This window comes from Mesorhizobium sp. M4B.F.Ca.ET.203.01.1.1 (assembly GCF_004791025.1).
GTDB lineage: Bacteria > Pseudomonadota > Alphaproteobacteria > Rhizobiales > Rhizobiaceae > Mesorhizobium > Mesorhizobium abyssinicae.
In genome coordinates this window covers 551,207-574,436 of the sequence record NZ_SRUO01000001.1, presented here as the reverse complement: position 1 = coordinate 574,436, position 23,230 = coordinate 551,207, and the positions used below count along the sequence as shown (strand labels likewise).

The 23,230-nt window shown below is 65.1% G+C and carries 17 protein-coding genes; 13 read left to right on the top strand and 4 right to left on the bottom strand.

Translation table 11 applies throughout. The annotated features are described in order from the left end of the window. Nucleotides 1-93 precede the first annotated feature (93 nt). The gene (locus tag EN846_RS02625; RefSeq protein ID WP_127283457.1) at nt 94-456 is read right to left on the bottom strand and encodes a nuclear transport factor 2 family protein; all 363 of its coding nucleotides are present in this window, start codon (nt 454-456) and stop codon (nt 94-96) included. Nucleotides 457-568: 112 nt separating this feature from the next. Here EN846_RS02625 and xylA point away from each other — a divergent pair, with 112 nt between their 5' ends. Both xylA and EN846_RS02615 read left to right on the top strand, forming a co-directional pair. Next, nucleotides 569-1,894, top strand: a complete 1,326-nt coding sequence (gene xylA / locus EN846_RS02620) for a xylose isomerase (RefSeq protein WP_127283456.1) — start codon at nt 569-571, stop codon at nt 1,892-1,894. Nucleotides 1,895-2,127: 233 nt separating this feature from the next. Further along, nucleotides 2,128-2,337: a hypothetical protein gene (locus tag EN846_RS02615; RefSeq protein WP_127283455.1), complete on the top strand. Its 210-nt coding sequence runs from the start codon at nt 2,128-2,130 to the stop codon at nt 2,335-2,337. 1 nt (nt 2,338) lies between these two features. Here the strand turns inward: EN846_RS02615 and EN846_RS02610 are convergent, their stop codons facing one another. After that, nucleotides 2,339-3,319: a GlxA family transcriptional regulator gene (locus EN846_RS02610; RefSeq protein ID WP_127283454.1), complete on the bottom strand. Its 981-nt coding sequence runs from the start codon at nt 3,317-3,319 to the stop codon at nt 2,339-2,341. Nucleotides 3,320-3,395: 76 nt separating this feature from the next. Between EN846_RS02610 and EN846_RS02605 the strand changes: the two genes are divergently transcribed. The 7 genes from EN846_RS02605 (at nt 3,396) to EN846_RS02570 (ending at nt 11,313) form a co-directional block, all read left to right on the top strand. Beyond that, entirely contained in the window at nt 3,396-4,313 is a 918-nt protein-coding gene (locus EN846_RS02605; RefSeq protein ID WP_127392487.1) for a 3-keto-5-aminohexanoate cleavage protein, read from the top strand. A 15-nt stretch (nt 4,314-4,328) separates the two neighbouring features. Beyond that, complete coding sequence (locus EN846_RS02600) at nt 4,329-4,958, top strand: HD domain-containing protein (RefSeq protein ID WP_127392486.1); 630 nt, start codon at nt 4,329-4,331, stop codon at nt 4,956-4,958. Beyond that, nucleotides 4,955-6,067 (top strand): carnitine 3-dehydrogenase, encoded by a 1,113-nt coding sequence (locus EN846_RS02595; protein WP_127392485.1) that lies wholly within the window; start codon nt 4,955-4,957, stop codon nt 6,065-6,067. The genes EN846_RS02600 and EN846_RS02595 overlap by 4 nt, the downstream gene beginning before the upstream one ends. A 4-nt stretch (nt 6,068-6,071) precedes the next feature. Beyond that, complete coding sequence (locus tag EN846_RS02590) at nt 6,072-7,235, top strand: acyl-CoA dehydrogenase (protein WP_127392484.1); 1,164 nt, start codon at nt 6,072-6,074, stop codon at nt 7,233-7,235. Nucleotides 7,236-7,300: 65 nt separating this feature from the next. Continuing rightward, nucleotides 7,301-9,379: an acetate--CoA ligase family protein gene (locus tag EN846_RS02585; RefSeq protein WP_127392489.1), complete on the top strand. Its 2,079-nt coding sequence runs from the start codon at nt 7,301-7,303 to the stop codon at nt 9,377-9,379. Continuing rightward, nucleotides 9,372-10,154 carry a carnitinyl-CoA dehydratase gene (locus EN846_RS02580; protein ID WP_127392483.1) on the top strand — a complete coding sequence of 261 codons (783 nt, stop codon included), beginning with the start codon at nt 9,372-9,374 and terminating at the stop codon, nt 10,152-10,154. Before EN846_RS02585 ends, EN846_RS02580 begins: the two co-directional genes overlap by 8 nt. A 217-nt stretch (nt 10,155-10,371) precedes the next feature. Beyond that, nucleotides 10,372-11,313 carry an alpha/beta hydrolase gene (locus EN846_RS02570; protein WP_127394083.1) on the top strand — a complete coding sequence of 314 codons (942 nt, stop codon included), beginning with the start codon at nt 10,372-10,374 and terminating at the stop codon, nt 11,311-11,313. 15 nt (nt 11,314-11,328) lie between these two features. Here the strand turns inward: EN846_RS02570 and EN846_RS02565 are convergent, their stop codons facing one another. Next, entirely contained in the window at nt 11,329-12,192 is an 864-nt protein-coding gene (locus EN846_RS02565; protein ID WP_127394082.1) for a hypothetical protein, read from the bottom strand. 7 nt (nt 12,193-12,199) lie between these two features. Next, nucleotides 12,200-13,789, bottom strand: coding sequence for an ABC transporter substrate-binding protein (locus tag EN846_RS02560; RefSeq protein WP_127283445.1), 1,590 nt, complete (start codon nt 13,787-13,789; stop codon nt 12,200-12,202). Between the two features lie 415 nt (nt 13,790-14,204). Here EN846_RS02560 and EN846_RS02555 point away from each other — a divergent pair, with 415 nt between their 5' ends. From EN846_RS02555 to rpe, 4 genes are all read left to right on the top strand, one after another. Further along, entirely contained in the window at nt 14,205-16,184 is a 1,980-nt protein-coding gene (locus EN846_RS02555; protein ID WP_127391747.1) for a hypothetical protein, read from the top strand. An 11-nt stretch (nt 16,185-16,195) separates the two neighbouring features. Beyond that, a complete protein-coding gene (locus tag EN846_RS02550; RefSeq protein WP_127391746.1) occupies nt 16,196-20,062 on the top strand; it encodes a hypothetical protein in 3,867 nt (1,288 codons plus the stop codon). A 128-nt stretch (nt 20,063-20,190) separates the two neighbouring features. Further along, the gene (locus EN846_RS02545) at nt 20,191-22,149 is read left to right on the top strand and encodes an EB domain-containing protein (protein ID WP_127391745.1); all 1,959 of its coding nucleotides are present in this window, start codon (nt 20,191-20,193) and stop codon (nt 22,147-22,149) included. 204 nt (nt 22,150-22,353) lie between these two features. Next, on the top strand, nt 22,354-23,031 hold the full coding sequence (rpe, locus tag EN846_RS02540) for a ribulose-phosphate 3-epimerase (RefSeq protein ID WP_127391744.1): 678 nt from the start codon (nt 22,354-22,356) through the stop codon (nt 23,029-23,031). Nucleotides 23,032-23,230 lie beyond the last annotated feature (199 nt).

Below are 23,230 nucleotides of genomic sequence, written 5' to 3'. Positions count from 1 at the left end.
GAAGGCCGGCGCGACAGCCGATCTCCCCCCTTGAGGGGGAGATGCCCGGCAGGGCAGAGAGGGGGGCCTCGCGCCTCTCCTACCCGACTAGTCTCACTGCGCCGGCACCTTGTCGAGGAAGCCGGTGACGCTCTTCAGGCGGCCGTTCTCGATGACGCCGATGTCGGTGCCTTCGATAACGGGCTCCGTGCCTTCAGGACCGAGATTCCACGAGAAGCGGATCTGATCGGCAAATCCGTCCGGCTGGCCCTTCAGCGAGAAGCGGAACCCGGCGAAGCGCTGCTGCACGCCGTCGATCAGCGCGGCGATGCCTGCGTGGCCGTCGCCCTGCATGATCGGATCGCGGTAGCTGACGTCGCTGGTGAAGGCCGCTTCGAGCAGGGCCTTGCGGCGGCCCGCATCGCTCTCGTTCCAGGCGGTGATGTAGTTCCGGGCGATCGTGTTGAGGTCGGTCATGGTCTTCATCCTTCGTTGGATCGTTTCGACATGACCCTTTTCGGCCAGCGCCAACATGAAACCAATTACGCCTGAGGTAATGGCGGACAGAAACTTGCGAGAGGAAAGAATCATGGGCAGCGGATTTTTCGGCGACATCCAGACGATCAAGTACGAGGGGCCGGATTCGACCAATCCGCTGGCCTACCGGTTCTACAATCCGGACGAGGTGGTCGCCGGCAAGCGGCTGGAAGACCATCTGCGCTTTGCCGTCGCCTATTGGCATTCCTTCGCCTGGCCCGGCGGCGACCCGTTCGGCGGCCAGACCTTCGATCGTCCCTGGTTCGCCAAGCCGGGCGGCATCGACACGATGGAGCTGGCGAAGCTCAAGGCCGATGTCGCCTTCGAGATGTTTTCGCTGCTCGGCGCGCCCTATTTCTGCTTCCACGACGCCGACGTCCGGCCCGAGGGCAAGGACTTTTCCGAGAGCGCCGCGCGCCTCGACGAGATCGCCGACTATTTTGCCGCCAAGATGAAGAAGACCGGCGTCAAGCTGCTGTGGGGCACGGCGAACCTGTTCTCGCACCGCCGCTTCATGTCGGGCGCCGCCACCAATCCCGATCCGGATGTCTTCGCCTATGCGGCGGCGACGGTGAAAAGCTGCATCGACGTCACCAAGCGCCTGAAGGGCGAGAACTACGTGCTGTGGGGCGGCCGCGAGGGCTACGAGACGCTGCTCAACACCGACCTTGGCCGCGAGCAGGAGCAGGCCGGGCGCTTCCTCAGCCTGGTCGTCGACTACAAGCACAAGATCGGGTTCAAGGGCACCATCCTGATCGAGCCGAAGCCCCAGGAACCGACGAAGCACCAGTACGATTACGACGTCGCCACCGTCTACGGCTTCCTCAAGCGCTTTGGGCTGGAGAAGGAAGTGAAGCTCAACATCGAGCAGGGCCACGCCATCCTCGCCGGCCATTCCTTCGAGCATGAATTGGCGCTCGCCAATGCGCTCGGCGTCTTCGGCTCGATCGACATGAACCGCAACGACTACCAGTCGGGCTGGGACACCGACCAGTTCCCCAACAACGTGCCGGAAATGGCGCTCGCCTATTACCAGGTCCTGCAGGGCGGCGGCTTCAAGACCGGAGGCACCAATTTCGACGCCAAGCTGCGGCGCCAGTCGCTCGATCCGCAGGACCTGCTGATCGGCCATATCGGCGGAATGGATGCCTGCGCGCGCGGCCTCAAGGCGGCGGCGAAAATGATCGAGGACAAGGCGCTGTCGGGCCCGCTGGCCGAGCGCTATGCCGGCTGGAGCACGGCCGAGGGCAAGGCGATGCTGTCGGGCAAGCGCACGCTGGAAGAGATCGCCGAGCGCGTGGTCAAGAAGAAGATCGAGCCGCAGCCGCGCTCCGGCCGCCAGGAACTGCTGGAGAACATCGTCAACCGCTATGTGTGAGGGCCGGCGCCGGCCCTATCTATTTGTTCTGGCGCATTCAGGACGGAAAACCTGGAATTGCTCTAACTCAAGCAATTGCTAAGATAAAACGGCTTTGCGCGGGGCAGAAACCGACGACAAGGTTTTGCCCCGCGCCGCCCCTCAATCGCCTCTCTCTTGCCTTCAAACAGCCGTCACGGATTTCGTATAGTGTCGGCTCGTGGCGGGAATCAGGAAGAAGGAGGCGAAACGATATGCAGCACGAACGCGAAATCGACGCCCTGCTCTCATCTGGCGAGGCCGGCTCGATCATCGACCGGCTGATGGCGTTGCCGCACGGCAAGGCCGGTTCGCGCGGCGCGACCGAATGGGATCGCGCGGTCGCCAGCCGCTTCGAGACCCATATTGCAAGACAGATGCGCTCCGAGATCGACAGCGCCAGCACCCGGCAGAACGCCGCGTAGTCTATCCCCGGCGGAGCCTCACCGGCGCTTCGCCGAAAGCCCTCGAAAATGCCCTGGAGAATGCCGCAGCGGAGGAGAATCCCGTGCGCCCGGCAATGTCGGCCATGGCGATCCGCGTGTCGACCACCAGGCGCCGGGCGGCGCTGAGGCGCAGCCGCAGATAATAGGCGCCGGGCGTCTCGCCGATCGACTTGCGGAAGATGCTTTCCAGCGTCCGCGCTGTCACTCCGGCGCGCTTGGCCACGGCGTCGATGGTCAGCGGTTGGTCGACATGCGATTCCATCAGCCGGATCGCCTGCGCCAGCCTTGGGTCGTAGCCGTCGAGCCTTCCGAGCGAGACCAGCGGCTGCGCATCAGTCGCGGCGCGCGCCTGGTCGTAGATGAACACGCTCGCCACATCGAGCGCCACGGCCATGCCGAGCCTGGTCCGCACGAGATGCAGCATCAGATCGAAGGTCGGCGAGGCGCCGCCGGAGGTGAAGACAGGCCCGTCGATGACATACCGGTCCGGACGCACGTCGACGCCCGGGAAGGCGGCGGAAAAATCCTCCATGTCTTCCCAATGCGTGGTGGCGCTTCGCCCTTCAAGCAGGCCGGCCCGCGCCACCAGCCAGGTGCCGGCCTCGACGCCGCCGCAAGCGCGGGCCGCACGTGCTGCCCTCCGCAACCCCGCAAGCAGCGCCGACGTGGCATAATTCTGCGTGCCGAAGCCGGCGACGACGACCAACACATCGGTCGGCTCCGCGGCATCGAAGCGGCCGCTGACCGCCACCGGCAGGCCACAAGTCGTGACCGGCGCCTCACCCGTCACCGAAACCAGCTTGAAGTCGAACAGCGTCTCGCCGGAGATGCGGTTGGCGGCGCGCAGCGGGTCGACGGCCGAGGCCACGCACATGATCGACGAACCGGAGAACACCAGGAACGTCACCTTGAGCGTTTCGTGCTCGGCGCGAAAGATCGTCGGCTTTTCGCTTTTAGTCATGTCAGCTTCGTAAAGCGCAAAACAGTTTCCGGCAAGTCGGTCATTGTTGGGTCTGTCTTGATTGGGAGGAAGTCCAATGCCGCTCGCAATGAACCGTGAGGTCTTCATTACCTGTGCCGTGACCGGGTCCGGCGGCTCGCAGGACCGCAGCCCGCATGTGCCGCGCTCGCCCAAGCAGATTGCCGATTCGGCGATCGACGCCGCCAAGGCGGGTGCGGCGATCGTCCACTGCCATGTCCGCGATCCCGAGACCGGCAAGCCCAGGCGCGACATCCATCTCTACCGCGAGGTGACCGAGCGCATCCGCGAGGCCAATGTCGACGTGGTGCTCAACCTCACCGCCGGCATGGGCGGCGACATGGTGTTCGGCTCGCCGGAGGCGCCGCTGCCGCTCAACGAGAAGGGCACCGACATGGGCAGCGCCACCAACCGCATGGAGCATGTGCGCCAGTGCCTGCCGGAGATCTGCACGCTGGACTGCGGCACGATGAACTTCGCCGAGGCAGACTATGTCATGACCAACACGCCCGGCATGCTCCGCGCCATGGGCGGCATGATGACGGCGCTTGGCGTCAAGCCGGAAATCGAGGCCTTCGACACCGGCCATCTGTGGTTCGCCAAGCAGCTGGTCGAGGAGCAGGTGCTGAAGCTGGACGCGCTGGTGCAGCTCTGCATGGGCGTGCCGTGGGGCGCGCCCGACGATCTCAACACCTTCATGGCCATGGTCAACAACGTGCCGTCGACCTGGAACTGGTCGGCCTTCTCGATCGGCCGCAACCAGATGGCCTATGCCGCCGCCGCGGTGCTGGCCGGCGGCAATGTCCGCGTCGGCCTTGAGGACAATCTCTGGCTGGACAAGGGCGTGTTGGCGACCAATGCGCAGCTCGTCGAGCGTGCCGCCAGCATCGTCACCAATCTCGGCGCCAGGATCCTCGGGCCGGAGGAAGTGCGCAAGAAGCTCAACCTCACCAAGCGGGCGCCGATAGCCGCTTGATTTGGGGAGTCGGAAATGGCTACCGTCAAATTCACCGCGATGAAGGATGGCGACAGGGAAGACTACGAATTCCTGACCGCCCATGAGGTCGACTATGCTGCGAAAACCGGCGAGCGGCTGCTTACCGCGCTGGTGCAGCTCGACGAGGGCCTCTCCGGCTACAAGATCACCCGGCTCGGCCATTCGCTGCAGGCGGCGACTCGGGCCTGGCGCGACGGCGCCGACACCGACTGGATCGCCTGCGCGCTGCTGCACGACATCGGCGATATCTACGCGCCCTACAATCACGACGAATACGCGGCCGCGATCCTGAAGCCCTTCGTGCGCGAGCAGTGCACCTGGGTGGTGGAGAAGCACGGCGATTTCCAGCGCCTCTATTACGCGCATCATCTCGGCGGCAACCGCCACGCCCGTGACCGCTTCGCCGGCCATCCCTATTTCGACGACTGCGACCGGTTCTGCGAGCGCTGGGACCAGTCGAGCTTCGACCCCGATTACGACACGCTGCCGATCGAATTCTTCCGGCCCTTCGTGCTCGAGGTCTTCGCCCGCAAGGCTTACGACCCGGCCGTGATCCGCGCCGGCGAGCGTGTGCCGCTTACCGATCCCGAAATCGCCAAGACCAGAACCGGAGCTTCCGCATGAGCATCATCAACAAGGCAGCCGCCATAGGCGGCGGCGTCATCGGCGCCGGCTGGGTGGCGCGGCTTCTGCTCAATGGCATCGATGTGTCGATTTTCGATCCGGATCCCGAAGCTTCGCGCAAAGTGGGCGAGGTGATGAAGGGCGCCCGCCGCGCCTATAAGCAGATGCTGCCCGGCGGCCTGCCCAAGGAAGGCAAGCTGACCTTCGCCAAGACCATCGCCGAGGCGGTCGCCGACGCCGATTTCATCCAGGAAAGCGTGCCGGAGCGACTCGACCTCAAGCACAGGGTGCTGGCCGAGATCGACGCCCATGCGCCGGCCAATGCCATCGTCGGCTCGTCGACCTCCGGCATCAAGCCGACCGACATGCAGGTGGCGATGAAGAAGCACCCGGAGCGGCTGGTCGTCGGCCATCCGTTCAACCCGGTCTATCTCCTGCCGCTGGTCGAGATCGTCGGCGGCGAGCAGACCTTCCCGGAGGCGATCGAGGTCGCCAAGGAGCTCTATGCCTCGATCGGCATGAAACCGGTGGTGGTGCGCAAGGAGATCGAGGCCTTCGTCGGCGACCGCCTGCTCGAAGCCGCCTGGCGCGAGGCGCTGTGGCTGGTCAAGGACGGCATCTGCACCGTCGAGGAACTCGACGACATCATGCGCTATTCCTTCGGCCTGCGCTGGGCGCAGATGGGCATGTTCCAGGTCTACCGCGTCGCCGGCGGCGAGGCCGGCATGCGCCACTTCATGGCACAGTTCGGCCCGTGCCTGAAATGGCCGTGGACCAAGCTGATGGACGTGCCGGAGTTCAACGACGAGCTGGTCGATCTCATCGCCACCCAGTCGGACGAGCAGGCGCACGGCCTGTCGATCCGCGAGCTGGAAAAGATCCGCGACGACAATCTGGTCGCGATCATGGATGCGCTGTCGAAGCAGAACAAGGGCAAGGGCTGGGGCGCCGGCGCGCTGCACAAGGACTATACCAGGCAGCTCGCCAAGCTGGCGGCGAAGAAGCCGGTCTCCAAGGCGGCCGAGAAGGCCAAGGCTGCCAAGCCGGTGAAGAAGGCCGCGAAACCGGCAAAGGCCGAAAAGTCGAAGAAGAGCAAGAAGAAGGGCTGAGGCGATGGATTTCGGTCTCTCCGAGGAACAAAAACTGATCGTCGAGACGACGCGCGCCTTCGTCGAGAACGAGCTTTACCCGCATGAGAGCGAGGTGGAGCGGACCGGCGTGCTGCGCCGCGAGCTTGTCGACGAGATCAAGGCCAAGGCGATCGAAGCCGGCCTCTACGCCGCCAACATGCCGGCCGATGTCGGCGGCGCGGGTCTGGATACGGTGAGCTGGCTGCTCTACGAGAAGGAACTTGGCCGCGCCAACTACGCGCTGCACTGGACCTGCGTCGCGCGCCCGTCCAACATCCTGCTCGCCGGCACGCCGGAGCAGCGCGAGAAATACCTCTTCCCCTGCATCCGCGGCGAGAAATGGGACTGCCTGGCAATGACCGAGCCCGGCGCCGGCTCCGACCTGCGCGGCATGAAGGCCACCGCGGTGCAGGACGGCGACGACTGGGTGCTGAACGGCACCAAGCACTTCATCAGCCATGCCGACATCGCCGACTTTGCGATTTGTTTCATGGCCTCCGGCGAAGAAGATTCGCCGCGCGGCAAACGCAAGAAGATCACCGCCTTCTTCGTCGACAAGGGCACCAAGGGTTTTACGGTGCGCGACGGCTATCGCAACGTCTCGCATCGCGGCTACACCAACGCCATTCTCGAATTCGACGATTGCCGGCTGCCGGCGAGCCAGGTCCTTGGCGAGGTCCACAAGGGTTTCGAGGTCGCCAATTCCTGGCTGGGCGCCACCCGCCTGCAGGTCGGCGCCACCTGCCTCGGCCGCGCCGAGCGTGCGCTCGGCCACGCCATCGAATATGCCGCGCAGCGCCAGCAGTTCGGCCAGCAGATCGGCAAATTCCAGGGCGTGTCGTTCAAGCTCGCCGACATGGCGACGGAACTGAAGGCCGCCGACCTGATGGTGTTCGAAGCCGGCTGGAAGTACGATCAGGGCACCGTCACCGATCAGGACATGGCCATGGCCAAGCTGAAGGCTACGGAGATGCTAGCCTTCGTCGCCGACGAGGCGATCCAGATCCATGGCGGCATGGGGCTGATGGACGACCTGCCGCTGGAGCGCATCTGGCGCGACGCCCGCGTCGAGCGCATCTGGGAAGGCACTTCGGAGATTCAGCGACATATCATTTCGCGGGCGCTGCTGCGTCCGTTCGGGGCTTAGGGCATGATGTGCCCCAAACCGGGGTCCGGTTGGGGGGAAGATCATGCTCAAACGAAAAGATGACCATGCATAAACTCGAACGTCTCCTGCGCCCGAAGTCCATCGCCGTGTTCGGCGGCGCGCAGGCCGCCGCCGTCGTAGCGCAATCGATCAAGATGGGCTTTGCCGGCGAAATCTGGCCGGTGCATCCGACAAAGGACGAGGTCGCCGGGCGCAAAGCCTACCGCTCCGTCGCCGACCTGCCCGGCGCGCCGGACGCCGCCTTTGTCGGCGTCAACCGCCATCTCACCATCGAGGTGATCAGGGAACTGGCCGAGCGCGGCGCCGGCGGCGCCGTCTGCTTCGCCGCCGGCTTCCTCGAGACCGAGGCCTATGACGAGGACGGCGAACGGCTGCAGGCCGAGCTCGTCGCCGCCGCCGGCCAGATGCCGATCATCGGTCCGAACTGCTATGGCCTCATCAACTATGCCGACGGCGCGCTGTTGTGGCCCGACCAGCATGGCGGTATCAGGCTGCCCGACGGCGGCAAGGGCGTCGCCATCATCACCCAGTCGTCCAACATCGCCATCAACATGACGATGCAGAAGCGCGGCCTGCCGATCGCCTTCCTGATGACCGCTGGCAACCAGGCGCAGACCGGCCTCTCGGAAATGGCGCTCGGCCTGATCGAGGACGAGCGCGTCACCTCGCTCGGCCTGCACATCGAGGCTTTTGACTCAGTAGCCGGCTTCGAGCGGCTGGCGGCCAGGGCCCGCGAGCTGAGGAAGCCGATCATCGCCATGAAGGTCGGCCGTTCGGAACAGGCGCGACAGGCGACGGTGTCGCACACCGCCTCGCTCGCCGGCTCGGATGCCGCCTCGGGCGCGTTCCTGAAGCGGCTCGGCATCGCCCGCGTCGATTCCATTCCGGCCTTCATCGAGGCGCTGAAGCTCCTGCACATCACCGGGCCACTGCCCGGCTACAAGCTGTCTTCGATGAGCTGCTCGGGCGGCGAGGCCTCGGTGATGGCCGACAGCGCCGAAGGGCGCTGGGTGCATTTCCCTGCACTCACCGACAAGCACCGCGCCCATGTGAAATCGACGCTCGGGCCGCTGGTCGCGGTCGCCAATCCGCTCGACTACCACACCTTCATCTGGAACAACGAGCCGGCGATGACGGCGACCTTCACCGCCATGGTGTCGGGCGGCTTCGACCTCAACATGCTGGTGCTCGACTTCCCCCGTCCCGACCGCTGTTCGGACACCGACTGGTGGACGACGCTGCGCGCCTTCGAGGCGGCGCTGAAGACCAATAAGGCGCAAGGCGCGATCGTCTCCTCGCTGCCGGAGAACTTGCCGGAGGAATACACCGCCGGGCTGATGGCGCGCGGCATGGTGCCGCTGTTCGGCATCTCGGAAGCCATGGATGCCGCGCAAGCCGCCGCCTTCATCGGCTGGGCCTGGCGCGAGCCCGAGGCGCAGCCGGTCGACACGTCTGCTTCCGGCGTCGCCAGCGGCGGCCATGTCACGCCCGACGAGGCCGAGGCCAAGGCGCGGCTGATCAAGGCCGGCCTGCCGGTGCCGAAGGGCGAGCGCGCCGCCAATGCGGTCGAGGCGGTGATTTCGTCCATGGCGCTCGGCTTCCCGGTGGCGCTGAAGGCGCTGGGCGTCACCCACAAATCGGAAGTCGGCGCGGTGATCCTCAACCTCAAGGATGCCGAATCCGTCAGCAATGCCGCCCATGACCTCCTGCCGCTCGGCACCGGCCTTTATGTCGAGCGCATGGTGCGCGACGGCGTCGCCGAGCTGATCGTCGGCTTCACCCGCGACCCGATGTTCGGCGCGGTGATGACGCTCGGCACCGGCGGCGTGCTGGTCGAATTGTTGCGAGACAGCGTCACTTTGATGCTGCCGGCGACCCGCGACGACATCGAAGCGGCCCTGCGTGGACTGAAGCTCTATCCGCTGCTCGAAGGCTATCGCGGCCGGCCCAAGGCCGATGTTCAGGCTGCCATCGACGCCATCGCCGGCATCGCCGGCTTCGTGCAGCAGAATGCCGGCGAGATCGAGGAGCTCGACATTAATCCGCTCATCGTCTGCGCCGAAGGCAAGGGCGCCTGGATCGCCGACGCGCTGCTGGTGCTTGGAGAAAAGAAGAATGTCTGACGTCATTTCGACCCGCCGCGAGGGTGCCATCCTCGAAGTCACGCTCGACCGGCCGAAGGCCAATGCCATCGACCTGAAGACGTCGCGGCTGATGGGCGAGACGTTCAAGGCGTTCCGCGACGATCCAGACCTGCGCGTCGCCATCGTCAAGACCGCCGGCGACAAGTTCTTCTGCGCCGGCTGGGACCTCAAGGCGGCGGCCGGCGGCGACGCGGTCGACGGCGATTATGGCGTCGGCGGCTTCGCCGGGCTGCAGGAATTGCGCGACCTCAACAAGCCGGTCATCGCCTGCGTCAACGGCATGGCGGTCGGCGGCGGCTTCGAGCTGGCGCTGTCCTGCGACCTGATCTACGCCTCGGACCATTCCTCCTTCGCGTTGCCCGAGATCCGCGCCGGCACGCTGGCCGACGCTGCGACGATCAAGCTGCCGAAACGCATTCCCTACCATGTCGCGATGGACCTTTTGCTCACCGGCCGCTGGATGGATGTCGCGGAAGCGCATCGCTGGGGCCTGGTCAACGAGGTGCTGCCCAAGGACAAGCTCGAGGACCGCGTCTGGGAGATCGCGCGGATGCTGGCCAGCGGCCCGCCGCTGGTCTTCGCCGCGATCAAGGAGACCGCGCGCGTGGCCGAGGCGCTCACCTTCCAGGACGCAATGAACAAGGTGACACGCCGCCAGCTGCCGACCGTCGATATCCTCTATGGGTCGGAAGACAATATGGAAGGGTTCCGGGCCTTCGCCGAGAAGCGCGACCCGGTGTGGAAGGGCAGATAGTCTCGCGGCCGATGGCGTTCCCTCCCACCCCCCTCTGCCCTGCCGGGCATCTCCCCCTCAAGGGGGGAGATCGGCAGCTTCAGCCTCTACGCTTTTCTTCCAGCGTAGAAGATTGGCGAAAGCCTTCGCGACATCTGATCTCCCCCCTTGAGGGGGAGATGTCCGGCAGGACAGAGAGGGGGGCCTGGGCGCCATCACCGAAAGTTGGTCATCCTGCATGACCAACTACAAAACCCTCATCGACGCCGAGACCTGCGCCTTCATCGAGAAGACCAACTCCTACTATCCGCCGGATACGATCGACTACACGATCGCAGAGCAGCGCGCGATCTATGACCGCATGTGCCGGGAATTCTTTGCCGGCTATCCGCAAGGCGTGACGGTCGAGACCACAGCCATCCCGGCGCCCGCGCAAGACATCCCGATCCGCCTCTATCGCAACGCAAAACCGCAGACGGCGGCGATGGTGCTCTACGTCCATGGCGGCGGCTTCATCCTCGGCGGGCTGGACAGCCATGACGATGTCTGCGCCGAGCTCTGCGCCCGCACCGGCTTCGAGGTGGTTTCCGTCGACTATCGGCTGGCGCCGGAGCACCTGCACCCGGCCGCCTTCGACGATGTCATGGCAGCCTTCGAATGGGCCGCCGCTGCTTACGATCGCCCCGTCCTGCTTTGCGGCGACAGCGCCGGCGGCAATCTTTGCGCCGCCGTCAGCCATGCGACGCGCGGCCATGCCAAAAGACCGGTCGGCCAGCTGCTGATCTATCCCGGCCTCGGCGGCGACCGGTCTCGTGGCTCCTATGTGACGCATGCCGAAGCACCGATGCTGACCGTGCGCGACCTCGAATTCTACAAGCACATCCGCACCGGTGGCGAGGACCGCACCGGCGACATCACGCTGGCGCCGCTCGCCGATGCCGACTTCGCCTACCTGCCGCCGACCGTGCTGATCACCGCCGAATGCGACCCGCTGTCCTCCGACGGCGAGGCCTATCGCGACCGCGTCGTCGCGGCCGGCGGACATGCGTACTGGTTCGAGGAACCGGGACTTGTGCATGGCTACCTGAGGGCCCGGCACACGGTCGGCCGGGCGCGCGCCAGCTTCACCCGCGTCGTCGAGGCCGCAACAGCGCTCGGCAAGGGCGACTGGATCTGGTGAGCCGGCGTCCTTCGCTCAGCCGCGGATGAAGCCGATCAGCGCCTCGGCCATGCGGTGGTCGAATTCCTGCCGAAACAAATTGCGCTTCAGCCAGCTCGGATTGGAACCGACCGTCTTGTTGGCATCGACAACGATGCCCTTGCCGTCGACGATGAAATAGTCGATCGCGCCGTAATCGAGGTGGAGCTTCTCCCGCACCGCCCTGACCTCGTCGGGAACCGCGCCGCCCACTTCGTTGCTGACAATCTTGGCGCCCGCGCACAGCACGTCTTCGTAGACCTGCCGCATGTTGAGTTCGGCGCCGAGCAGGAACATGTAGCGATGTTTCACGATCGGCAGGTCGAGGCTGTCGAAAGCGAATTTCTCCACCATCAGCCTCTCGTCGCGCCAGACCTCCGCCGGAACCTCGGCGATCGTGCCGTAGACGCGGTAGCGCGGGCACAGGCGCTCCTTGTAGTCCGGCGTCGCGATCTTGCGCAACGCATGCGCTGCCCGCGTCCAGCCATTGCGGTATTGCCGCCAGCGCAGCTCGGGCCGGCCCCGGCTGTTGAGCACCGTCTTGACGACGACCGGGCCCGGGTGGCTGTCGCCGTAGTTCAGCCTGAGCGTCGAATAGAGGTGCCGGTGGATGGAGAGGGCGCGGCCGTTGATGGTGCGCTGGTAGAGAATGCCGATCTGGGAATATTCTTGCGGCACTTCCGTCAGGTCGACATGCAGCAGGGCGGCCGGCGCACGGCTGCCGCCCGCCGGACGATCGAGCACGCGCACCTTCAGCCCGGCCTCTTCCACATGAGGCAGCAGCGACTGGATCGAGTATTCCCGCGACGAGCCGAAATTGCTGAGGCTCTCCACATAGACGTCGAGGTCCGCGGCCGCCACCGGGCGGTCAGTCCTGGATGTCGACGCCGGAGAAGTCATGGTGGTCGAAAGGATCCATGACGTAGCCTCGAACCCGTTCGCGCATCGGGATCGACACCACCGAATGCGCGATGACCACCCATGGCGTCTGTTCCCGGAACAGTCGCTGCGCCTCGACATAGAGCTTCGCACGGGCGGCGGGATCGACGATGGCCGCCGCCTGCTTGAGCAGCGCGTCGAAAGCGGCAAAACACCAGTTGGCGCGGTTGGTGGTGCCGACGCCGGCGCAGCCGAGCGGCACTGACAGGAAATTGTCCGGATCGCCATTGTCGCCGGTGAAGCCGAACAGCATGGCGCCATCGCGGTCGCGCGCCTTCGAGCGGGCGAGATACTCGGCCCATTCATAGGTGACGATATCGACACCGACGCCGATCTTGGCGAGATCCGACTGGATCATCTCGGCCATTAGCCGGGCGTTGGGGTTGTAGGGCCGCTGCACAGGCATCGCCCAGACTTTCATGCGCAGATCATGGACGCCGGCGGCGGCGAGCTCGCGCCTGGCGCCATCGGGATCGTAGCCATCGCCGGGAGCGGACTTGTCATAGGCCCATGAGGTCGGCGGCAGCGGATTGCGAGCCAGTTCGCCGGTGCCGCGGAAAACGACATCGACGATCGCCTTCTTGTCGATGGCCATGTCGATCGCCTTCCTGACGCGCGGATCGTCGAACGGCTTCTGCAAGGTATTGAAGGCGAGATAGCCGGTGTTGAGGCCCTCCTGCTGCATCAGCCTGATGCCGGGCGCGGCCTTGATCGCCTCGAGGTCGGCCGGATTGGGATAGGGCATGACATCGCACTCGCCGGCGCGCAGCTTTGCCATGCGGATGCTGGCATCGGTGGTGATGGCGAAGACCAGATCGTCGATCTTCGCCCGGCCGCGCCAGTAGTCCGGATTGGCCTTGTAGCGGATGACCGCATCCTGCTGATAGTCGACAAGCTGGAACGGACCGGTTCCGACCGGCCTTGTCGCCAGGTCCAGCGGACGCTTCTCCGCCAGCAGCCTGTCGGCATATTCCTTCGAGACGACCGACGCGAAATCCAGCGCCAGATCGGCCAGCATCGGCGAGTGCGGCGCCTTCAGCGTCATGACGACGGTGTAGTCGTCGAGCTTGCGCCAGCCGACGACGAGGTCCGGCATGCCGATGCCGTCGAAATAGATGTACTGGCGGCCGGCATAGTTGTGGAAAGGGTTCCCGGCGCTGCCCTGGCGCTCGAAAGTGAACAGCACGTCGTCGGCATTGAAGTCGCGCGTCGGGGTGAAGCCTTCGATGCTGTGGAATCGCACGCCGCGCCGCAGATGGAATGTGTAGGTCAGCCCGTCGTCGGAGACCTCCCATTTTTCGGCGAGGCCGGGACGCACTTTGGTCGTGCCGGGTTCGAACTCGACAATGCGGTTGTAGAGCGCGGTCGCCGACGCATCGCGGGTGCCGGAGGCAAGTGCCGGATCGAATGTGTCGGGACTGGCCTCGGTGCAGTAGACCAGGGTCTTGGCCGCCGACGGCAATGCCGGCGACGAAAGGACGAGCGACGCCAGCAGCAGTATGAGGCGCTTGCCTGTCATGCCCCCTCCCTGACTATCCAACCCTTATCCGCACCAACGCTAACAGAAGGCCGCCGTGGCGGAAAGCCGGCCGCAGGATTCCATCGGCGGCGGCATGAACCTTTCCGCGTCAGCCCGCGACTGACGCTCAGGCGCCGCATGGTGCGGCCCGGGAAAGGAAAACCCAATGACCAGAAACCCAGAGGCTCCACGGTCTCCGGGAACAACAGAAGCTCGGCGCGACCACCGTCTTCGGGACAGGGTCGATGCGCTGGGCTTTCCGCTGATTCCGTTGACCCTGCGTAAGAGCCGGCGTATCGTGAGCATGAGGAAAGCAGACAATTCGATCAGGGAAGAACGTGCCGGAACGCCGAGCCTTGCCCTGATTCGCGCGGCAATGCCGGATGGTTCTTCCATAGACTTCGGGGGGAGTTCTATGTCCTGCGACCAAGGCGCTCTTGCGCACGCTCGTGCCGGCCGTTTGCGCCGCGCGGCAAAGGCAACCAGCGGATTTCTTGCTCTTGCGCTCAGCGCCGGCCTGTGGCTCGGCAGCCCTGCCGGCGCGCAGGAAACCCAGATCATCTATCCTGGCTCGATGGCGGTGACCGGCTTCCCCGGCACCGTCATCCCCAATTTCGACTCTTCCGAGTCCGAAGAGGGGGGCCTTCCGCCCGGCGTCGATCCGGTCGACGAAACCTTCATCGACACCAGCCGCGCCTCCTTGCGCGTCTTCGACGTCTCGCATCTCGGCGGCCCGGCCTCGGGCCAGCTCGTCTACACGCCGCCGCCCTTCGAGGTGACGGCCGGCCAGATCGGCGAGGTCTTCGGCCTCACCTATGACGACGGCGTGCGTGATGGCGTGCCGTCGGGCATCCCGAACCTCTATGCCGCCGCGACTTCGCTGCACGGCATCGAGATCGTCACGCCCGACGCCGACAGTGACGGACGGCCCGAGCGAGAGCGCCGCGGCGCTGCCGGTGCTGCCTTCATGGAAGGCCAGTTCGGCACCGAGAATGGCGGCGGGCCGGGCACGATCTGGAAGATCGACGGCATTACCGGCGCCGTTGCGAAATTCGCCGATATCGACACCAACAGCGGGCCCGGCATCGGCAACCTTTCCTTCGACCCCATCCATCGCCAGTTCTTCGCCTCCGATCTCGACACTGGCCTGATCCATCGCATCGACGCCAACGGCATGCTGATCGACACGTTCGACCATGGCGTCGCCGGACGCCCGGCGCACGGGCTCGACCCGGTCGCCGACGACGGCGCCGTCATGGACATCCAGGGCGCCGCCTTCGACAGCGAAGACCCCGACACATGGGGCTACACCCAGGACGAGCGCCGCGTCTGGGCGGTCGCCTATCACGGCGGCCGGATCTACTATACGGTCGGCGAAAAGGCGGAGGTCTGGTCGGTGGGCATTGCCCGCGACGGCCGCTTCGCCGGCGATCCGCGCTGGGAGCTGACGGTCAAGGCCGACAAGGACTACGCCGTCACCGGCATCGCTTTCGACAACAAGGGCTTCATGTACCTGGCCCAGCGCGGCCCGGTGGAAAACCGCTACGATTACAGCCGCTTCGCCGATTCCGGCAAGGGCGAGGTCATCCGCTACTGGCGCGAGAATCCCGACGATCCGGCGACGGAATCGGTCTGGGTGGAAGAGCCGCAGGAATATGCGATCGGCTTCCCGCAAGGCAACCGCCAGTCGGCCGGCGGCGTCGACCTGCAATATGGCTATGACGCCGAGGGCAATCTCGACACCAGTGTCTGCACCGACACGCTGGTCAACACCGGCGATAAGTTGCGTGACAATCCGGCGCTTGCCGAGCAGCTCGCCGCTGGCGGGCCTTTTGCCGTGCATGGCGTCCAGTTCACACCGACCCCACTGGTCAAGCCGGCCAACGTGCCGCCCTTCGGCTCCTGGTTCGTCGACTTCGACAGCTATTTCGAGGACCCGGAAGTGGAAGGCCATGTCGGCGACGTCAGGGTCTGGCGTCCCTGCGAGGGCCGTGCCGGCTACTATGAGGAAATTCCTGGCGGTTACCTGCCGCCATTCTATCCGCCGGACTTTCCACCGCCCGGCAATCTGCCTCCCTGTCTCGATGTCGAGGATGTCCAGTACTTCTGCACGCCCTCGGGCCTCGAGGCCGATCTCTATCTCCATGACCATGCCGGCTTCGGCGGCGATTCGATCAAGGCTCTGTCCAAGACGCCAGGCGTCGGGGTGACCTCACCCATGTCGCATGCGCCGGGCACGCCATACACGATCGGCATCACCGGCCATTATCCGGGCGACACGGTCGATGTCGGGCTCTGCTTCTACAGGCAGTCAGACCGCGACAAGGGCGGCTACTACCCTTGCTGCAAAATGACCCTGCCGCTCAGAACCCCAGCCGTCAGCTGCGAACCGTGAGGGAGGGAAAGATGACCATTTCCGCGCTTTCCCCGCTTGCTCCGAGCAGCAGCAAACCCACCGTCATGGAGACGATCATGAAACCCCTGTCATATGCCAGGCGCGGCGCGCGCTGGCTGATGGCGGCCGGTATCGCGGTCGCCATGATGCCGGCACTGCCGGCCTTCGCCGAGGACCCCATCCCGGCCAAGATCGTCGAGGCCGCAGGCCCGGAACCCAGGCTTGAGCTCGACAATCCCCGTGTCGTCAATCCCGAGCCGGGGCGCATCGTGCCGTTCTTCACCAAGAAGGGCGGCCAGAGAAGTTGCGACTATGCCTTCTACACGCTGACGTTCGGCCTGCGCGGCAATGCGCAAGCCTTTGCCAATCCCGTGCTTGCCAATGCGCTGAAGAACGCCAGGCTCGACTTCAAGGACCAGCTTCCGCATGGCCTGCAGATCGTCAGCGTGCATGTGTCCGGCGACGGCACCGATGCCGGCGGCGGCGCTCTGCCCGGTGCGGTGATCAGCACCTCGGCGGACCCGAACGACACCGCGACGGTTTCCGATTTCCGGATTTCCGCCAGCGATCTCGACGGCATGGGCGCCGCGAACGAACGCACCATCACCTTCCAGATCGTGGCCAAGATCGACCACGCGGCGTTCCCCGCGCCGGCCATGGTCGACAACCAGGGCACGATCAAAGTGTCGATGGGAGGCGGCCCGGGGACCATCATCCCGTCGCAGGATCCGGGCAAGCCGGATGACGGCGATTTCCTCACCGGCGAGAAGACCTCGATCCGCATCGACTTGACCAAATGTAATCCGCCACCACCACCTCCCGGCAAGGAATGCTTCAAGGTGGAGCGCGGCACGGTCGATTGCGTGCCCGGCGGCGGCGCCTTCATCTACCACATGCCTGTCGGCCCGGAGATGGGCGGCAAGTGGGTGCAGGTCTCGACGACCACGCCCGGCATCACCATCATCCCCGACACGCAGCTGGTGCCGGCGGGCGGCGGCGTGCTCAACTGGAAGATCGTCGGCGCATCGCCCGGTGATGTCATCCACCTCATCGTCACCGGCATCGAGACCTATGCCGGTCCGGAGGAGGGCTGGGGCCTGTGCTGCACGCAGACCATCGACATTGTCATCCCGCGCGATCTCAGATGCCCGCCCGACAAGGAGCCGGACCTCAAGGTCGAGAAGCGCGCCGATGTCACGCGTTGCACGATGGCCGGCGGCTGCGACTTCACCATCAGGGTCAGCAATGTCGGCGGCACCCCCTATCACGGCAAGATCGTGCTCGACGAGGTGACGTTGCCGGCCGGCTCGGTGCTGGATTCCGGCCCGAACCCGCCCTGGGTCTGCGTGCCCGGCGTCACGCCGATGACCTGCACCCATCCGGTGACCACGCTCAACCCAGGCGCCTTTGTCGACCTCAAGCTCGGCTTCAAGCCGGCGCCGGGCTGGCAGGGACGCGTGCTGCGCAACTGCGCCATCTACGACTACCAGGCCAGCGGCAAGCCGCTGTTCGGCAGCCAGCAGAACGATCGCGGCTGCGCCTCGATCCCGATCTGCCGGCGTGGCGATCGCGACCCCGAGTGCCGGCCGCCGGTCGAGAAGAAGGTCGACCTGATCCTGAAGAAGCGTGCCCGCATCCCGGTCTGCACGGCTGACGGCATCTGCTACTTCGTCATCGACCTCATCAACAACGGCAGCGTCCCCTATAACGGACCGCTGACGGTCATCGACAGCTATCCCGGCGGTGCGCCGGCCTCCTCGACCTTCGGCCCGTCTCCGCCCTGGAGCTGTGGACCGAACGGCCCCGGCCAGTTCCGTTGCGACAATCCCGGCATCGTGCTGATGCCTGGCGCCTCGACGTCGATCGTCGTCAAGGCGGTGATGCCGGCAAACTACCAGTCGGACAGCGTCGAGAACTGCGCCGAGGTCAGGGCGATCCCCGGTGAGGTCGACCTCACCAACAACAAGGCCTGCGCCAAGGAACGCTTCCGCCATCCCAATGGCGGCAAGCCCGGCCTGCGTATCACCAAGGTGTGCAACGGCTCGCTGGCCGGTGCCGCGGTGGTTTCCTGCCGCATCACCGTCAGCAATGCCGGCACGGCGGCCCCCACCGGTCCGGTGCGGGTCAACGATGCCGCCACGCTGGTGGCCGGTGGCGCGCCGGTCCAGATCCAGACCGTCACTCCCGACGGCGCGGAATGGGCCTGCGGACCGGTTCCGGCCAACACGCTGTCGTGTCAGATTCCCGGCGCCGTGATGACGCCCGGAACGTCCAGGCACTTCGACGTGACGGTCTCGGCCAATGGCGAGTTCGAGAACTGCGCGCGCGGATCCTACGGGCCGGCGCCGGGAGACGACATCGTCTATCCGATCGGCCAGGCTTGCGCCAAGGGCGGCGGGGCTCCGACCATCCGCGTCGAGAAGACCGGCGACAGCGAATGCCAGCCCGGCCAGCCCTGCTCCTTCGAGATCACCATCACGAACGATGGGCCGAGCGCCTTCTCCGGTCCGGTCCGGATCGGCGATGCGATCGGCGTGGAAGGACTGGGCAGGCTGGAAGGCGTCGAGATCACGTCGATCGAGCCGCCCTTCGGCTGCTCGCCCGAACCGACGACGCTGCCTTTGTCCTGCATTGCCAACCTGACGCTCGGCGCCGGGGAAAGCCACGTGCACAATGTCACCGTGGTCATCCCCGATGACGGCCGCCTGGCCAATCTGCAGGGCACGGTCAACGGTCAGAACTGCGTTGGCGTCCTGTCCCCGGATACGCGGGTGCAGGGCGGCGGCGACGTGCTTTCCGGCGATCAGGCCAACATCCAGGGCAATCGCGGCAGGGCCTATGCGTGCCATCCCTTCACCATCAGGAACGAGGTGAAGAAGCAGTGCTCGGCAGGTTTCGTCATGAACGATGCCGGCCGCTGCGTCTGCCCTGAAGGCACCACCTACCGCAACGGCCAGTGCACGGGCGGCGGCGTCATCGTCGAGCCGAAGCCCAAGCCCTGCGTGCTGCTCAAGGGCCAGATCCGCACCGAGGACGGGCGCTGTGTCTGTCCGCGCGGAACCGAGCTCGAGAACGGCGCCTGCGTGAAGATCACGCAAGGGTGCACCATACCCGGCTCGGTGCCGTCGGCGGACGGCGACAGCTGCTACTGCCCCAAGGGCACGCATCTCGACAGGATCGCGAATGCCTGCGTGCGGGACAAGCAGAAGCCCGAGCAGTGCACCATTCGCGGCCAAGTCCACGACGCGGACGGCGATTGCGTCTGCCCGAAGGGAACCGAGGTGCGCAATGGCGCCTGCAGGCCGATCCGGCCGAAACCGGAGCAGTGCCGCATCCCCGGCCAGGTCCGCAATGCCGATGGCGATTGCGTCTGCCCGAAGGGGACAGAGCTGCGCAACGGCGCCTGCCGGCCGATCCGGCCACAGCCCGAGCAGTGCACGATCCGCGGCCAGATCCACGACGCCAACGGCAACTGTGTCTGCCCGAGGGGTACGGAGATCCGCGACGGCGCCTGCCGGCAAAAGAAGCCCGAACTGGAGCAGTGCACCATTCGCGGCCAGGTCCACAACAAGCGTGGCGAGTGCGTCTGCCCGCGTGGCACCGAGGTCCGTGACGGCGCCTGCCGCAGGGTCCGGCAGGAATGCGCGCCGGGTTCGCAGCTGATCAACGGCCAGTGCCAGCCGATCATCATCCTGCGGCGCTGCCCGACCGGGACGACCGGAAAATATCCAAACTGCGTCCCGCTCCGCAAGCCGGGCGTGGAGGTCAACCCGAACCTGCTGCTCAATCCGAACATCCTGCAGCAGCTGGTGCCGAGACGTACGCCGCAGGTGCAGCAGGATCCGGCGGGTGCGAACATCCAGAACTCCAAGCCGTGATCTAGCATAGGAAAACCAGAACCCCGCCGGAGCAATCCGGCGGGGTTTTTCGTTGGCGGGATCGCCCGCGTGAACCTTGATGCCGCGAGCGGCGACCAATCGCTGAAGGAACACATCAGGAGAGAGAGATGTCTTCAGTCAGCTATGCCTTTCGCAATACGGTTGCGACTGTTGCGCTGTTCGCAGCCGGACTAGTCAGCACCTCCGCTTTCGCCGCACAGGCCAACATCAAGTCGATGTCGTTCGACACGCAGGGCGTCAACACCACGCTACATGTCGTTTCGAGCGACAAACAGAAATGGGACAGGCTGAAAAGCGGCACGGTCCAGTTCTGGGGCCACATGAAGATCGACACACGCTGGCCAGGCTACGTGCAGCAGGTCGGTGTATCGCTCGGCGTATGCGGCCCCAGCCAGTGCGGGGCGTTTCCGCCGATCTGGAGCGCATCGCCGGTCAGCCGCGACTATGATCACCAGGAGAACTTCTCCTTCGATCCCTCGATCATGGCGCTGTCTTCGAATGCGGACATCGTGTCGGTGCCCTATGGCGATCAGATTATCGCCAAGTGCAACCAGCACCTCCAGCCCGATGGGCCGACGAAGTCCTACTCGTTCACACACACTTTTCACGCGACCTTTTCGGCGCTGACCGACAAGGCGCTCGACATGCACAATGCCGCCACCGAGGTGACGGGCGGCAGCTGGCCCTATCCGATCTACGAATCGCACTATGCCGAACACGGTTCGTTCGACGTTCAGGTCGCCTGCGATCCCGTCGTCAAACCGGCGGCTCAGGACATCGCCGTCGACTTCGGCGAATTCGAGACAAAGAACGTCAAGCTGTTCCTGACCACCTACCGCTCGAACCAGCCCGGCTCGACACCCGGCACAGTGTGCCCGGCGCTCAAGGTGACCAGCCGCGCGCAGGCCAACAAGGCCGGGCCGGTATCGATGCGCATCTGGCGGCAGAAGGACAATGGGCCGATCACATCGGAGTTCAAGCAGGTCTGGGCGTCCTTCGACGCGGGCAAGAACGGCTATTTCGCCACTTATGAGAAATGGGAGAATGTCGGAGCGACCGCGTACTTCCAGTACAAGACCGAAATAGTCGGCAACGGCCCGTTCGAGCCCTTCGACGGCTGGAAGGACATCACCGTCCATTGCACTGGCGCGGGCGGCGGCGGCTTCACCGATGGACCGCAGCCCGATCCCGACAACCCGCCGGCAAAGGCCGACTGGCAAGGCGAAGTGACCGTTTCCGACAGCGCCGGATCCAGGAAACTTTGCCCGCGCAAAGGCCAGGTCGCGTTCGAAGCGAGCCGCGATGCTCCCGGCGCGTTGCACTATCGGATCGGTTGCTCGAATGGCGCCTTCTTCACCGGGACCGCGGTCGCCTTCAACGAAGGCGGTGTGTTCAAGGCCAGTGCCGCGCACGATCTCAGCATTAGCAGGACCCGCTCGATCCAGTGCACCTTGCAGGAGATCAAGCCGAATGGATCCATCGCCACCATCGACATGGATGCGGAGGATTTCACCTGCATAAAACGGACTATCGAGCCCAAGGTCGACGATCTGGTCTCAAGCACGCGACCCGACTTCGGCAAGCCCAGGCTGCCGCCGGTCGTCGTTGATCCCGGCCGCAAATGCCTGCCCAGCCAAAGTCTGCTGCGCGGCAAATGTGTCGACAGGCCGCTGGTGGCCGCATGCAAGAACACCGAGAAGCTGGTCGACGGCCGGTGCATCGGCGTCAGCATCCACTGCCTGCCCGGCTATCATCAGGTCGGCCTGAAATGCGTGAAGAATGCCGTGATCGCCGGGAAATGCCGGCGTGACGAACAGCGCGTCAATGGCGAATGCGTGCGCAAGCCTTCCATCATCATCGACTGCAAACGCGGCTACCATCTGGTCGGCAAGGCATGTGTGAGGGACGCAATCATCACCACGGGCTGCCGGCCAACCGAAATGACGGTGCGCGGACATTGCGTGCCCAGGCCGGCTTCGAAGACGCTTGGGCTGCAGAAGTTGAAGCAAGGCAGAGGCCAGTCGTTTCTGCCGGGGCAGGCCAGGTCACGGCTTCAGGTGAACTGAATCCCGCTGCAAATCAGGAGAGAGGCGGTGCCGCCTCTCTCCTTTGCGGGGATCACTAAACGTCATCCTGGTCTACAGCGACGTGCGTCCTTTTGGCGCTAGCTGCCCTCCAACACATAATCGGGCATGTCCTTTCCGAAAATCGGTTCCGATTTTGCAGCCGATGCGCTAGGGCGGAGCGGACTTGAAGAACGGGAAGCGGACATGGCCAAGAAAACCCTGATCGCGCCATCGGTGCTGGCGTCGGATTTCTCGAAGCTCGGCGACGAGGTCGAAGCCGTCGCGGCGGCCGGCGCCGACTGGATCCATCTCGACGTCATGGACGGCCATTTCGTCCCCAACATCACTTTCGGCCCGCCGGTGGTGAAGGCGATCCGCAACCGTACCAAGGCCTTCTTCGATTGCCATCTGATGATCGCGCCGGCCGATCCCTATCTGGCCGCCTTCGCCGAGGCCGGCTGCGACGGCCTGACCGTACATGCCGAGGCCGGCCCGCATCTTGACCGCTCGCTTCAGACCATCAAGAACCTCGGCAAGAAGGCCGGCGTGTCGCTCAACCCGGCGACACCCGAAAGCGCTGTCGAATACGTGCTCGACCGGCTCGACCTGATCCTGATCATGACCGTCAATCCGGGCTTTGGCGGTCAGGCGTTCATTCCGGCAATGGTCGACAAGGTGAAGCGGGTGAAGGCGCTGATCGGCAACCGTCCGATCCGCATCGAGATCGACGGCGGCGTGTCGCCGGAGACGGCGCCGCTGGTCACCGCGGCGGGCGCCGATGTGCTGGTCGCGGGCGCCGCCATCTTCAAGGGCGACAGCGTCGAGGCCTACCGGGCCAACATCGAGGCGATCAGAGCCGCGGCGGACAGCGCCGCCGCCTGATCCTGGCCGTTGACCGTATCTCGGCTGGATACCCAGTCTGATTGATAGCCGAAATGAGTAGCTTCGCTGTCCAGCGCCTCAAGCTTCTCAGAAAATTCAATATTCTTGAGCCGCCCGTTACTTCGGCGAGCCACTGCGCTCTATCCTCTTTAAGTCCAATACCATCATCTTCCGCTTGAGGCCGCGAAGTGTGGCACGG